The organism is uncultured Roseovarius sp. (assembly GCF_913054395.1).
Classification (GTDB): domain Bacteria; phylum Pseudomonadota; class Alphaproteobacteria; order Rhodobacterales; family Rhodobacteraceae; genus Roseovarius.
The window spans coordinates 21,710-36,225 of record NZ_CAJXIP010000023.1 but is presented as its reverse complement, the minus strand read 5'-3'; the positions used below and the strand labels follow the sequence as shown (position 1 = coordinate 36,225).

At 59.2% G+C, this 14,516-nt stretch carries 13 protein-coding genes; 1 reads left to right on the top strand and 12 read right to left on the bottom strand.

The window, feature by feature from the left end; genetic code table 11:
• The 9 genes from QZ522_RS05420 to QZ522_RS05380 form a co-directional block, all read right to left on the bottom strand.
• Positions 1-474 (bottom strand): tetratricopeptide repeat protein (locus tag QZ522_RS05420; RefSeq protein ID WP_294608463.1); only part of this gene is annotated, 474 nt, incomplete at its 3' end.
• Positions 475-484: 10 nt separating this feature from the next.
• Positions 485-1,468, bottom strand: coding sequence for a type II secretion system F family protein (locus QZ522_RS05415; protein WP_294608461.1), 984 nt, complete (start codon positions 1,466-1,468; stop codon positions 485-487).
• 13 nt (positions 1,469-1,481) lie between these two features.
• Complete coding sequence (locus QZ522_RS05410) at positions 1,482-2,450, bottom strand: type II secretion system F family protein (protein ID WP_294608459.1); 969 nt, start codon at positions 2,448-2,450, stop codon at positions 1,482-1,484.
• A 5-nt stretch (positions 2,451-2,455) separates the two neighbouring features.
• Positions 2,456-3,898, bottom strand: coding sequence for a CpaF family protein (locus QZ522_RS05405; RefSeq protein WP_294608457.1), 1,443 nt, complete (start codon positions 3,896-3,898; stop codon positions 2,456-2,458).
• 17 nt (positions 3,899-3,915) lie between these two features.
• A complete protein-coding gene (locus tag QZ522_RS05400) occupies positions 3,916-5,148 on the bottom strand; it encodes an AAA family ATPase (protein ID WP_294608455.1) in 1,233 nt (410 codons plus the stop codon).
• 254 nt (positions 5,149-5,402) lie between these two features.
• Positions 5,403-6,059, bottom strand: coding sequence for an OmpA family protein (locus QZ522_RS05395; protein ID WP_294608452.1), 657 nt, complete (start codon positions 6,057-6,059; stop codon positions 5,403-5,405).
• A gap of 15 nt (positions 6,060-6,074) precedes the next feature.
• The gene (locus QZ522_RS05390; RefSeq protein WP_294608450.1) at positions 6,075-7,493 is read right to left on the bottom strand and encodes a type II and III secretion system protein family protein; all 1,419 of its coding nucleotides are present in this window, start codon (positions 7,491-7,493) and stop codon (positions 6,075-6,077) included.
• Between the two features lie 196 nt (positions 7,494-7,689).
• Complete coding sequence (gene cpaB, locus QZ522_RS05385) at positions 7,690-8,556, bottom strand: Flp pilus assembly protein CpaB (RefSeq protein WP_294608448.1); 867 nt, start codon at positions 8,554-8,556, stop codon at positions 7,690-7,692.
• A 263-nt stretch (positions 8,557-8,819) separates the two neighbouring features.
• Complete coding sequence (locus tag QZ522_RS05380; RefSeq protein WP_294608446.1) at positions 8,820-9,242, bottom strand: hypothetical protein; 423 nt, start codon at positions 9,240-9,242, stop codon at positions 8,820-8,822.
• A 168-nt stretch (positions 9,243-9,410) separates the two neighbouring features.
• Between QZ522_RS05380 and QZ522_RS05375 the strand changes: the two genes are divergently transcribed.
• Positions 9,411-10,223 (top strand): lytic transglycosylase domain-containing protein, encoded by an 813-nt coding sequence (locus tag QZ522_RS05375; RefSeq protein ID WP_294608444.1) that lies wholly within the window; start codon positions 9,411-9,413, stop codon positions 10,221-10,223.
• Between the two features lie 81 nt (positions 10,224-10,304).
• On the opposite strand, the gene QZ522_RS05370 is transcribed toward QZ522_RS05375, so the two are convergent.
• The 3 genes from QZ522_RS05370 to topA form a co-directional block, all read right to left on the bottom strand.
• Entirely contained in the window at positions 10,305-10,946 is a 642-nt protein-coding gene (locus QZ522_RS05370; protein ID WP_294608442.1) for a 3-oxoacid CoA-transferase subunit B, read from the bottom strand.
• Entirely contained in the window at positions 10,946-11,641 is a 696-nt protein-coding gene (locus QZ522_RS05365) for a CoA transferase subunit A (protein ID WP_294608441.1), read from the bottom strand. Before QZ522_RS05365 ends, QZ522_RS05370 begins: the two co-directional genes overlap by 1 nt.
• 140 nt (positions 11,642-11,781) lie before the next feature.
• Complete coding sequence (gene topA / locus QZ522_RS05360; protein WP_294608439.1) at positions 11,782-14,490, bottom strand: type I DNA topoisomerase; 2,709 nt, start codon at positions 14,488-14,490, stop codon at positions 11,782-11,784.
• Positions 14,491-14,516: the final 26 nt, after the last annotated feature.

The following is a 14,516-nucleotide window of genomic DNA, read 5'->3' as shown; positions in this document are numbered from 1 at the left end:
GTCTGAATTTTCGGATTTTGCGAGTGCTAAGCGCAAATTGTCGCGAATTGAGTCACTTTCGCCATTATCAAGTGCATAGGCCCGCCTGAAAACCTGTTCCGCTTCGAAAAATTCCCGCTTTTCCACCAGAACAACGCCCAGATTGTTCCAGATTTCCGGTGACTCCTGATCCTTCTCGATGGCTTTGCGCAACAGGCGTTCGGCGGTGCCAAGGCGGCCAAGCCCCAGATTGGCGCTTCCCATGCCGGCCAGGATGTCGGCTGTCATGCCCTGGGTCACGGCCGCGCGCATATAGGCCTTTTGCGCCAGTTCGTATTCGCCCGCATCCATCAGCCGATGCCCGACAAGCATCGCGTCAACGATTTCTGCCCCCGGCACCGGGCCGGGGGCATAAGGCCCTTCTGGCGGCTGTGGGTCGCCGCAGCCGACCAATGCCAGAAAAATCGCTGGGAATAGCCCCGCCCGTGGTGTCATCGTGCCCCGTTTATTTGCCCGCCATCTCGAAGAGTTTCATGATCCCCAGAGCGGACGGTCCAACCAGAATGATCAGCAATGGCGGCACTGTAAGCATCATTGTCGCCAGTGTCATCTTCGTGGGCAGCTTGTTGGCTTTTTCTTCGGCGCGCATGACCCGTTTGTCACGCATTTCGCCTGCATAGACGCGGAGCGCCTCGCCGACCGACGTGCCGAAGGTCTGCGATTGCACCAGAACGGTCACGAAGCTTGAAATATCCTGAACGCCACAGCGTTCGGCCATTTCATTGAGAACCGAGGATTTGTCACGCCCGGCCTTGATCTGAAATGAAACGATCTGAAACTCATCGGCCAGAGCAGGATAGGAGGCACGGATTTCCTCGGACACGCGGATGATCGCCTGATCCATGGACTGCCCCGCCTCGATGCAGACAAGCATCATGTCAAGGCTGTCGGGAAAGCCGTCGGTGATCTCTTCCTGGCGCTTTTGCTGGCGCTTCGTGACCCAATATTTGGGAAGCATATAGCCGACGCCACCGGGCCCGAGAATGTACATGATCGTCTGTTGCGTCGAGACGTCCTCGCCCGATTTGAACAGGATGAAATAGATCACCCCCAGAAGCAAAAGACCGATGCCAAGGGCAAATTGCGCAAAGTGGAAATAGCGCACCGCGTCCTTGTCGCGATACCCCGCCTGCATAAGTGTCAGGCGCATCTGCGAGAGTTGCTTTTCGTCCTGCGGCTCGAGGAAACTTGCATACTTATCAAGTTTTGAATTACGCCCGTTGGACCGCAGGCGGGCCGGAGACGCCGAAGCCCCCTTGGCGGCGCTAGTGGCCTGCTTGAGTTTCTCCAGCGGATCCTTCTTTTGCCGAAGCATGATCGGCACGGTGGCCAGAATTAGCATCACGCCGATCGCGCCCGCGGCGATGATCGGGCCGAAGGGGCCAAGCGCGCCGCTCAATAGGTCTGTGGACAGGGTCAGAAGTTTCATGGCGTGTTCCTTTTCAGACCTTGATGTCGACAAGTGCGCGCATGACGACCAGATTCAGGACAAGAAACGTCCCCACGATCAGCACGGCAGGAATGAAGTACGGGTGAAGCATTGCCTCGTCATAGTAATCCGGCTTGATCACCTGGATGCCGATCAGGGCGAGGATGGGAAAGCCCGAAAGGAACTTGCCCGACCATTTCGCCTCGGCGGTGATCGCCTTGACGCGGCGGAACAGGCGAAAGCGCGAGCGGATCACCTTGGCCAGACCGGCAAGGATCTCTGCAAGGTTGCCGCCAGATTGCTGCTGAATGTTCACGGCGACAGCCAGAAAGCGCAAATCCTGCATATCTAGGCGTTCGGCCATGTCCTTGAGGGCCTCGCCCATGTCACGGCCATAGGCGGCCTCGTCGGCGATGATGCCGAATTCGGTGGCCAGAGGATCAGCGACCTCGGTCGCGACGATTCCGATCGCCGAGGAAAACGGGTGGCCGACCCGCAAGCTACGCACCATGAGTTCGATCGCATCCGGAAGCTGCTCTTCGAGCAGGCCCATGCGCTTGCCGGCCTTCATGTTGATCCATGTGAAAATCCCGCCGACACCCATCCCGATCGAGGCGGCGATGCGCACCGGAATGGCGGTATCGGTGCCGATTGTCAGGCCGAGAAAGGCAAGCACGCTTACCGCGCCCATCAGCATCATCAGCTGATTGGGGGTAAAGGCAATCGCCGCCTTCTGGGCCTTGACCGAAAGGATCGAATAAAGCGGGATCTTGCGCGCATTTAGGTGCTGCTGCATTTCCTTGCGCAGCTTTTCCATAACCTCTTCGCGGTTGCCGGTCTTGTCCAGCATTTCAAGCCGCCGGTTGACCCGGTTGTTAAGGCTGATCGAGCGACCGAACACCGTCAGGTAAAGGCCCTCGACAAGGACCAGAACGCCGATAAAGATCAGGCCGTAAATGATTGGTTCTGCGCTGATGGTCATCTGCGTTACTCCGCTGCGATGGGTTCATAAATATGAGGTGGCAGGTCATAGCCCCAAAGCCGGAACCGCTCTGAATAGTTCGAACGCACGCCGGTGCCGGTGAAATGGCCGATAATCTTGTTGTCCGGGCTCAGGCCGACGCGCTGGAACCGAAAGATTTCCTGCATCGAGATCACATCGCCCTCCATCCCTGTCACCTCGGTGATCGAGGTCATACGGCGCGAGCCATCCTGAAGGCGGCTGGCCTGTACGATAAGGTTGACCGCCGAGGCGACCTGGCTTCGGACCGCCTTGAGCGGCATTTCGATCCCGGCCATGGCGACCATGTTTTCAAGACGGCTAATGGCGTCGCGAGCGTTGTTGGCGTGGATCGTGGTCATTGAACCGTCGTGCCCGGTGTTCATGGCCTGAAGCATGTCGATCACCTCTTCGCCGCGCGTCTCACCCACGATGATCCGGTCAGGCCGCATCCGCAGGGCGTTTTTCAGACAGTCGCGGGGCGAAACCTCGCCTTTGCCTTCCACGTTGGGCGGTCGGCTTTCCATCCGGCCCACATGGATCTGTTGCAGCTGAAGTTCGGCGGTGTCTTCGATCGTCAGAATACGTTCGGAGTTGTCGATGAAAGACGACAAGGCGTTCAGCGTGGTCGTTTTACCCGAGCCGGTTCCGCCCGAGACGATAATGTTCAGACGGGTTGCAACAGCGGCCTGCAAATAGGCAGCCATCTCTTCCGAGAAGGCCCCGAATTTGACCAGGTCGTCGATGCCAAGCTTGTCCTTCTTGAATTTCCGGATCGAAACCAGGCTGCCGTCCACCGCGACCGGCGGCACCATGGCGTTGAAACGCGAGCCGTCGGCAAGACGGGCGTCGACGTAAGGGTTGGATTCATCCACCCGACGACCCACCGCCGAGACGATCTTGTCGATGATCCGCATCAGGTGCTTTTCATCTTTGAACGTCACATCGCTGAGCGTCAGTTTGCCGGCGCGTTCCACGAAAATCTGATGTGGACCGTTGACCAGGATATCGTTGACCGTATCGTCTTTGAGAAGCGTTTCAAGCGGTCCAAGGCCCTTGACCTCGTCATAAAGCTCTTGCGTGAGGGTCACGCGATCCTCGCGGTTGAGAACGATGCCCTTTTCCTCGAGGATCTCGCCCGCGATTGAGCTGATCTCGGCCCTCAGGTCAGCTTCCGTCGCGGTATCAAGCGCGGCCAGGTTCAGGTTGTCCAGAAGCGCACGATGCAGTTCGATCTTAATCTCGCTGATCCGGTCCTTGCGCTTGCGTTCCTTGTCCACGCTCGCCGCCGCAGCGGGTGCAACCGGCAAGGGCTTGCGGAAAGAAGGCGAGACCACGGTATTTTCGATCGGTGCCGTTTTCGGTTCACTCACGGGGCTGGTATCGGCGCCCGCCTTTGTGGCCGCAGGTTTCTTGTAACGGGAAAACATTGGTTCTGGACCCTTTCCTAGGCGGCTTCTGCGTCGCTTTTGCCCAGCTCATGCAAAGAGCTTGCAAGCTTGGCAATTTCGCGGCGCAACGGATTTTTGGCCGCAGCCGAGGCAAGCGGAAGCCCGTGGTCCGAACTTTGACAGACCGCGCGCCCACCATCGGGCAGCAACACTTCGATGTTGATCTCAAGGCTTTCGGCCATGCGCTTGACGCGGCTTTTGCCGTTCAGATCAGTGAATTTCGGGGCGCGGTTCAGGCAGAACCGCAGCTTTTCGATCGGCAGCTCTTCGGATTTCAGCGCGCGTTTCATCCGCAGGGCATTTTGCGCCGAGCGCATGTCAAGTTCCACGGTCGTGAAATAGATCTGCGAGGCATGCAGGACCGCTTCGGTCCATTGGACAAGGGTTGTGGGCATGTCGACGATGACGTAATCGAACTGCCGCCGCGCGATGTCGAGGACGCGGTTCACGTCATCCGATGTGATCATGTCAAGCGGCAGCATTTCCTGGGGCGCGGTCAGGACCCACATCTTTTCTTCGAAACAGACAAGCGCCTGACGGAAAACATCGTCATCCATCCTCTCGGTATCGGCCCACATGTCAAACACGACCTCGCGGCGCGGCAGGTCAAGAAAGGTGGCGACCGACCCCAGTTGCAGGCTGAAGTCCAGCACGCAGACCTTTGGCGGATCGGCCTTTTCGACATTGGCCAGCTCCCAGCCCAGATTGACCGCAAAGGTCGTGGCCCCGGTGCCCCCGGCAAGACCCTGGACGGCCAAAAGCACGCCCGTGCCCGCGGTTGCCCGCCCGGTCGCAACCGGCGCGCTTTGCGGGGGCGGCGAGGGTTTCTGGAGCCGCTCGATGGCAGATTTCAGTTCGTTCTCGGGCAGGGGGTAGGGCACAAATTCGTCCGCCCCCTGACGCAGCAACTGGTGCAGCGCAGCGGGGCTTACGTCTTCGGCGATCAGGATGACCTTAATGCCTTTTGTGCTCGCCAGGTTGATGATTTCCCCGAGCATGACGAGATCGTCTTCGTCGGTTTGATCAATTGCCACCGCCACGAATTCCAGGGAATTGGCCTCAGGCTGATTGAGAAAGGCCAGCGCCTCGGCAAAACCGAGGTCGCCCCAGCTTTCGCCAAGTGCGGTTTCCATATCCTCGATCAGCAGGTCAAAATTCTGCACGTCGCGGCTTATGGTACAGGCGACAATCGGACTGGGTTCGGGTTGTTTTAGCACAATGCTGCTCATTTAATCGGTCCTGTTACTGCCATCACCATGCAGGGATCGCGGAAGGGTCCGCGAAACATGGAAAAGTCACTTTCTCTGCATGGCGCCTCATGGGTGAGGGAACGCTCATTACTGATTGAAGATGACTGTAAATGTTGGCGACATTTGGGCCAAAAGATCGTAATTGTGCGGTCTTTAGACACAAAAAACCCGCCCAATTGGGGCGGGTTTCAGTTGGCCCGGCCTTGGCCGAACAGGGAGAAACTGGTGTGTGTTTACTCGCTGTCGATGCTGCTGCCGCTTTGCACCATCTTGATATTGGAGGCGGGGACGGCACTATTGAGATACTCGCGGTAAACGATCGCGGCATATTTGCCGTCCATGACGATCGGATTCGATCCGACAAAGCCGGATACCTCGGTGACGGTCCGCCGGTTCCGGCGTTCCCGGCCCTGGGTGACGATAAGCGGCTGCGTCTCACCGAAGGAGGCGACCGCCTCGAGACGCGAACCGTTGATTCCCTGAGACGCCAGGAAGGCCACAACCGCTTGCGCACGGCGCATGCCGAGGGACTTGTTATAGCTGTCCGGTCCGACAGCATCGGTATGTCCGTAAACCCGGAAGCGCACTTCGGGGAACTGACGGATCCAGTTGGCTTGTTCGCGCAAGGTATCTCGCGCGCCGCTGTCCAGCTCTGCCGAGTTGAAGGCAAAGTTGACGGTACTCGTCACCTCGTTGGAAAACCGGTTCGACAGGTCAATAACATAGCCCTGCTCGCCAGTCATCGCCAGGTGGTTGTTCATGTTGGCGTCGCCGAAGGTGCCGCCATCCACCAATGATCCCGCTTCGTTGAAGTAGGAGCGATAGACTTCACCCTGTTGCGAACAGGCAGAGGCGGCGACAAGGCCAGCGATTGCGATAAGATGTTTCATTATCCAGCCTTTCGATCAATCCATGACATAGCCGTAAGAGCCGCTGAAATCCTGCTTGGCAACTTCGCCAACCGCTCCTTTGGATTTCACGCCCTTGGCGACACGGCCATTCAGGAACAGGTCTTTTTCGGTCGGAAGTTTCACCCGATCCGTCGGCAGGGCCAGGGCCTCGCCACGGGTGGGGGATACCAGATGTGCCGAAACGATGATCACCAGCTCGGTTTGAGCGCGCTGGTAATCGGCGCTGCGGAACAGCGTACCGAGAATGGGAATGTCGCCCAGCCAAGGCACCTGACCGTTGTTGTCGCGGAAGTCATCCTGCAAGAGGCCTGCAATCGCAAAGCTGTCTCCATCGCGCAGAGATACCGTGGTCGAGGTATCGCGGCGCCGGAACGCCGGCACGTTAAGCCCATTCGCAAGAACCCCGTTGGCCGTATCGAGCGAGGAAACCGCAGCAGCCATTTCCAGGTTGATGATGCCATCATCGACCACCCGAGGCACAAAGTTAAGCTCTACGCCGAAGGGTTTGAATTCAATTGCCGTGTTTTGGTCCTGCGCCACCGGGATCGGAAATTCGCCGCCCGCGAGGAATTTAGCCTCCTGGCCTGACAGTGCGGTCAGGTTCGGTTCGGCCAAAGTGCGCACAACGCCTTTAGTTTCAAGGGCTTCCAGTAGAATGCCGACTTCGACAGAGCCGACGTCAAAGCCAAAGGCAAAGGCCCCGTTATTGTCATTTGCAAGGGGCACCGAGCCACCGATCGTCCCGAGAATTCCGCCTTGGGTATTGGTGGTGTTGGTGCCGCCGATAAACCCAAGCCCGCCGCTGCCGGTGCGCCCGTCAAGCGAAAGCGATGTTGAGAGCGCCTTGGAAACACTGCGTTGCATTTCGGCAAAGCGGACTTTCAGCATCACCTGCTGCGAGCCTGCAACCGACATCAGGTTGGACACCCGTTCCGGGGCATAGCGTTCCGCCAATTCGAGGGCGCGTTGCATGCGGGCAGAGCTTGATACGGTGCCCGACATGACGATGCCGTCATTCGCGGTGCGCACTTCGATCGGTTCGTTTGGCAAAATCTGGCGCAGGCGTTCCTTGAACTCGGAAACATCGGCGCTTACGTGCACGTCGATATTGGTGATCAACTGACCGGTTGCGTCCAACAGCGTCAGAGTCGTGCGTCCCGGTGATTTGCCCAGCACATAGATCGTGCGGTCGGACAATGTCGAGAAATCGGCAATCGCAGGGTTTGCGACGCTTAGCTCTGCGAAGGGAACGTCGCTTTCGACGACGATGGCCCGGTTCATTGGCACACTTAGGTTGCTGCCTGTTCCATTGCGAATTACGCGAATGGTTTCTGCTTGTGCGATGGACGTATAGGGGCCCGCAGCAAAAGAAAGCCCGACCAACGTCGCCCATAAATAGGTACGTATTTTCATGTGACCTGCCTTTCCGATCACGCCTCATTTTATCGGGTCTTACTGCCCGTACTTGTAACCACCTTGAGGGACTTCGAACTTTTTTTCAAGAATCAATGCGTTTTTATTCAGATTTTTCCACGATGTGACGAAATCGTCGCGACACGCAAAAGGGCACCCGATCAAAGGGTGCCCTCATGATTCGTCTGGCCCGGCATCAATTGGTGCAGGGGATTGGTGTCACGATCACCTCGGCGCCACGGCGGGTGCGAATACTGCAGGTTTCTGCAACGACGCGCTCTTTAGCCGCTTCGATGGTGATGCCAAGCAGGCGCTTTTGGTCAACTTCGATCGCCTCGGCAACCGTGTCATCCTGCGAGCCGACAAGCGACAGGGAGAGTCGGCCGCTCGATTGCGCCTGCGCCAAAGCGGCGACCTGTTGGGGGCGCACAGAGACAGTGACCGTACGCGCAATCGTGGCTTCTGTCATATCGGTGTCGGTAACCTGATCCACGGCAATCAGCTTGACACCGGTTTCGATAAGCTTGGTCACGGCCCCGGTCGAATTCTCGGCGGTGCGCACATTGCCCGCACCCACGTCGCCGGTCCAGTAGATGTCGACCGTGTCACCGGGGCGCAGAAATCCGGACACGCCGCTTGTCACGTCCACCTTGATGGCGAAGGCGCGCATGCCGCGTTCCAGCTGCGATGTGATGCCAGCGTCTTCGCCGGGGGCTGTCACCTTGACCGCCAGAACCGGCTCATTGATTTCCATCCGGCGCAGAACGGTGCGCGGTGTGTTTTCGCCCATGGGAAACAGGCCCTCGGGCTTGGTGAACACGCCTGCGGGCAAGGTCGCCTTGGGAAAGGCCGCGAGGCGCACGGCCGTTTTGTCCAGGGGCTCGCCGTATTTCACGGGGCGCGTGGCGACATAGATATCTACCGTTTCAATGTTAGGTGCGCGCTGCTGGCGCTCAATCGCCAACTGTGCCTGATAGCCTTGGATGTAAGATTTGGCCATGTATACGGCAAAGCCCGCAAGCCCAAGGCCCAGCATAAGTACCAGTCCGAATACCAAACGCATGGTGTTTCCTTTCCGTCGAAACCTGTTGTCTGGCCAGATGACCAGACCCTCAGCGTCCTATCTAAAAACCGATTATGTCAAAAACAGGGAAACAGGGCGGCGCTGCGGCGGTTTGTTTCGCCTGCGCGGTCAATCCCATTCCCGCCAAGCCAATGGCCGGAAATCCAAGGGATTTCCGGCCATCAGTGTTAACGCCGGCCTTTGAAAAAGCCGGACGAGGATCAGGTCATGCCTAGGGCGACGTCCTGATCCGTGTCCCGATATTAGGGAGTTGTGGTTGTGGTGGTGCTGGTGTTGGCGATACCCAGGGTGCCCAGGTCGGCAACGCCTGCACCGCTCAGCTCGGTGCTGATTGAACCGGCCAGACCGGTGATGCCGGTGTTGACCGATGCCACACCCGCAACGCCCAGACCAACAACGGCAGCGGTCAGAACGACCCAGTCAACTGTTACGGCGCCGTCTTCTTCTTTTGTGAATTGCTTGATAAAGTTCATCATTGTTTGTCCCTCCAAAGGATCAGTTTGCTCAGTTTTAACAACCGCTTCGGTGTAGGGCCCGTCGAGTTTTAATGGCCTGCTACCTTTGTGGTATGCCCTGATATAGCCAGCGAATTCGGGCGGGATTTGGGCGGCATTAAAGCTATTTTTGTAAAGATTAACAAAAGTGAAAGATTTTTCGTAAGCCACGGAAAATAAACAATATAAAAATGTTGAAAATTCCGATTCTCACTTTTTTCGGTTTAAATGTGGCGAAAATGCCGTTTTGCGCGCTCCTTTGGCGAAGACAATACTGGCTAAAAATCCGTACCTTTGCGATACTGCGATCAATCAGCCAGAGGCAGAGCAGAGCCCGCAATGAAAATCCTGATCGTTCTTGCCATGACCGCGATTCTGTCCTGGTCTTCCCCCCTGCATGCCGGTGATCCGCCGCCTTTTCCTGACTTTACCTTTAAACGCCAAAAGCCGCCGGCCGCCGGGGTCAAGCGTCGAATCAATGTGCAGATTGCTCCCCAGAGTGCCGTGGCCCCCCGCGCCGTTCCCACCCGAACCGATGATTTGCCCGCGCCGCGCGAGGCAAGCTATGGCTGGTTCTGGAAACTGGTGCCGCCCGAGCTTGAGGCCGACACCGGGGCCCGTCTGCGAATGGCGGCCGAGCAGCTTAGCAATCCGCCCGCCGGTCAAAGGATAAGCGCGCCGCGCCTTCAGATGCTTCAGGATATCGCACTGGCTGAGGGCCGCCATATCCTGCGCGAGACTGTCGGCACGCGGGTATCGCCCGCGCTGGTACTTGCGGTCATCGCCGTTGAATCAAGCGGTCGTGCCGACGCGACAAGCGGCGCCGGGGCGCAGGGCCTGATGCAGCTGATGCCCGCCACCGCCAGCCGCTTCGGCGTGCGCGATGCCTCGAGGCCCGATCAGAACATCCGTGGCGGGGTGGCCTATCTGGAGTGGTTGCTTGGCGAATTCGAGGGCGACGTTGTTATGGCGCTCGCCGGGTATAACGCCGGTGAAAACGCCGTCAAAACCCACAAGGGCGTGCCGCCTTTTGCCGAGACCCGCGATTACGTGCCCAAGGTGCTGGCCGCCTACGAGGTGGCGCGCGGGCTTTGCAAAACCCGGCCTGAACTTATCACCGATGCCTGCGCCCTGAATCTGGCGCTGAACTAGCGCGGGTTTGCCCCGGCATGAAAAGGCCGGGCAGGGGGATATCCCGGCCCGGCCATGATCACCCATATATAAGGTGTCAGATCAGACGATCGTTGCCTCGGTGGCGGCGCGCAGGTCTTCTTCGGTGATGCCCTCGGCGCATTCGACGATTTTCAGACCGCCCTCGACCACATCCAGTACACCCAGGTTGGTGATGATCCGGTCAACGACCCCGGTGCCGGTCAGCGGCAGGGTGCAGGTCTTGAGAAGCTTGCTGTCGCCATGCTTGCTGGTGTGATCCATGACCACCACCACGCGGCCCACGCCCGCAACAAGATCCATCGCGCCGCCCATGCCTTTGACAAGCTTGCCGGGAATCATCCAGTTCGCCAGGTCGCCGTTCTCGGCCACTTCCATCGCGCCGAGGATCGCCATGGCGATCTTGCCGCCCCGGATCATGCCGAAGGAAAGCGCAGAATCGAAATAGGCGGTCTGGGGAAGTTCGGTGATCGTCTGCTTGCCTGCGTTGATCAGGTCGGCGTCGATCTCGTCTTCGGTCGGGAACGGACCCATGCCAAGCATGCCGTTCTCGGACTGAAGCGTGACCTCGACCCCATCGGGGATATAGTTGCTGACCAGCGTCGGAATGCCGATGCCAAGGTTGACGTAAGTGCCGTCTTCAAGCTCTTGCGCCGCGCGGGCCGCCATCTGGTTGCGGTCCCAGCCTTTTTTCTCTTGGGTCATCATGCGCTCCTCACGGTACGTTGTTCGATGCGTTTCTCGTGTTCGCCCTGAATGATGCGATGCACATAAATTCCCGGCAGGTGGATGTGATCGGGGTCAAGTGATCCGGTCGGCACGATTTCCTCGACCTCGACCACACAGACCTTGCCGCACATCGCCGCGGGCGGGTTGAAGTTGCGCGCGGTCTTGCGGAACACAAGATTGCCGGTGGCATCGGCCTTCCAGGCCTTGACGATGCTGAGATCGGCAAAGATGCCTTCCTCCATGATATAGGTCTCGCCGTTGAATTCCTTGTGCTCCTTGCCCTCGGCGATCACGGTGCCGACACCTGTCTTGGTGTAAAAGCCCGGAATGCCGCAGCCACCGGCGCGCATCCGCTCGGCCAGGGTGCCCTGCGGGTTGAACTCAAGCTCAAGTTCGCCGGAAAGATACTGGCGCATGAATTCGGCGTTTTCGCCCACGTAAGAGCTTAGCATTTTCTTGACCTGCCGGGTTTGAAGCAGGATGCCGATGCCAAAATCATCCACGCCCGCGTTGTTGCTGGCAAAGGTCAGGTCCTTGGTCCCCGCCTCTTTGATCGCCTGCAACAGCAATTCGGGAATCCCGCAGAGGCCAAAGCCGCCCGACGCGATCATCATTCCCTCGAATAGCAGCCCATCCAGCGCTTCGGCCGCCGAGCCATAGACCTTGTTCATGAAGAACCCCTCCTGCATTTCAGTTGCCACGGTATGGGGTGCTTACCCCGTCCGTGTCAACGCAGGCGCTGCCGCATTGCAGAAAAATAAGGGTTACTACGTATCCGGTCCCGGAATCACGCCGGGGCGGGAAGGGCGGGCTATTCGCCCGCCGCCGCTTTTTTGGGGGCCGCTTTCTTGGCAGGGGCCTTTTTCGCCGTCGCCTTCCTAGCCGCGGGTTTCTTCGCCGCTGCCTTGCGCCCCTTGCCCGGTTTGGCGGCCTTGGCCGCAATCAATTCCAGGGCCATTTCCATGGTGACATCGCCCGGCTCGGTGCCCTTGGGCAGGGTCGCGTTGACCTTTTCCCATTTGATATAGGGGCCATAACGCCCCTCCATCACGTTGACGGGGCCGCCGCTTTCGGGGTGTTCGCCCAATTCCCGCAGGGCCTTGGCCGCCGCGCGCCCGCGCCCGCCCGGATTGGCCCGCTTGGCAGCCAGAAGCTCGACCGCGCGGTTCATCCCGACCTCGAACACATCCGCCGGATCCTTGAGGTTGGCATAGACGCCCTTCGCTTCATCCGGGGCCTTGTGATGAATATAGGGGCCAAAGCGCCCGAAATTGGTGGTGATCATGCCGCCCTCGGGATGCTCACCCACCTCGCGCGGAAGGCTCAGCAGGGTGAGCGCCTTTTCTAGATCCATATCCTCGGGCTTCCAGCCCTTGGGCAGGCTGGCACGAGGGGGCTTCTTGTTCTCTTCGGTGGCTTCGCCGCGCTGAACGTAAGGCCCGAACCGCCCCGAGCGCAGGCTGATTTCATCGCCCGCATCCTCGCCCAGCACCCGGTCGCCGCCATCGGCACTGTCGCCGCCGATCGGACGGGTATAGCGGCATTCGGGGTAGTTGCCGCAGCCGACAAAGCCGCCGGTCTTGGAGGTTTTCAGATGAAGCTGGCCGGTGCCGCAAAGCGGGCACTGGCGCGGATCGCTGCCGTCTTCGCGCGGCGGATAGAGCGTGGGCGCAAGCGCGTCATCCAGCACGTCCAGCACCTCGGTGATCCGCAGATCAGAGGTTTCGGCAATCGCGGCCGAGAAATCGCGCCAGAACCGGTCAAGCACATCCTTGTAATTGGCCGCGCCTGCGCTGACTTCGTCCAGCTCTTCTTCCAGGTTGGCGGTGAACTCATAGCCCACGTACTTGCGAAAGAAGTTCAGCAGAAAGATCGTGACGATCCGGCCCTTGTCCTCGGGGATCAGGCGGTTTTGTTCCTTGCGGACATATTCGCGGTCCTGGATCGTGGTGAGTACGCTGGCATAGGTCGAGGGACGACCGATGCCAAGTTCTTCCATCTTCTTGACCAGCGTCGCCTCGGTATAGCGCGGCGGCGGCTGGGTGAAATGCTGAAGCGCCAGCACGGCTTCATTGGCGGCCAGAACCGCCGCATCGCTGCGGGTCATCGCGCCGCCTGCGCCCTCGACCACATCATCATCCTGATCGCTGGCCTTTGCGAACTGATCGCGCAGCGAGGATTTGGCAAAGGCGGCGGGTTCGCCTTGACTGATCTGCGGCAGGCGGCGGTCGTCGTCGTCGCCGGACACATCGTCGCGGCCCTCTTCATAGACGCGCAGGAAGCCGTCGAACATCATCACCTGACCGGTGGCGCGCAATTCGACCTGTTCGTCACCACTGGCAATATCGACCGTGGTGCGCTCAAGCCGCGCGGCGGCCATCTGACAGGCAAGGGTGCGCTTCCAGATCAGATCGTAAAGCTTGCGCTGATCGGCATCGGTGGTTTTGATCTTGCCCGCATCGCGGGTCATTTCCGTCGGGCGGATACATTCGTGGGCCTCTTGCGCGTTCTTGGCCTTGTTCTTGTACATCCGCGGACTCTTGGGCAGGTATTCCTCGCCGAAACGATCCTTGATCGCGTCGCGCGCCGCCATCACCGCCTCGGGGGCCATGTCGATGCCGTCGGTACGCATGTAAGTGATATAGCCTGCCTCATAAAGCCGCTGCGCAGCGTTCATGCACTGACGCGCGCCCATGCCGAACTTGCGGCTGGCCTCTTGTTGCAGGGTCGATGTCATGAACGGCGCCGAAGGGTTGCGCGTACCGGGCTTGGCCTCGACCGCTTTCACGGTGAGGGCGCGTGACGTCACCGCCTGAACGGCAAGCTCGGCCTGAGTGGCATTGGCCAGATCGAATTTATCAAGCTTCTTGCCTGCCAGAACGGTAAGGCGCGCCTCGTATTCCTGACCGCGCGGCGTGGCAAACAGCGCCTTGAGCGACCAGTATTCGCGTGGGGTAAAGGCCTCGATCTCCATTTCGCGCTCGACGATGAGACGCAGGCAGACCGATTGCACCCGGCCCGCCGATTTCGCGCCGGGCAGTTTGCGCCACAGCACCGGCGACAGGTTGAACCCAACCAGATAGTCCAGCGCACGGCGGGCTAGATAGGCCTCGACCAGGGGCATGTCGACCTGACGCGGATTGCGCATCGCTTCGGCCACGGCCTCTTTGGTAATGGCGTTAAAGGTGACCCGGCTGACCGGGGTGTCCTTCTTGATCGACCGGCGCTTGGTCAGCGCCTCTTGCAGGTGCCAGCTGATTGCCTCGCCTTCGCGATCGGGGTCAGTCGCGAGAATCAGTTCGTTATCTTCTTTCAGCGCATCGGCGATGGCTTTGACATGTTTGCGGCTGTCGGCGCCCACCTCCCATTTCATCTCGAACCCGTGTTCGGTGTCGACCGATCCGTCCTTGGGCGGTAGGTCGCGCACGTGGCCATAGCTTGCCAGGACGGTATATCCCGGCCCCAGATATTTGTTGATCGTCTTCGCCTTGGCGGGGGATTCGACAACGACAACTGGCATGGGCACTTCCTTTCGACTCGGGACGA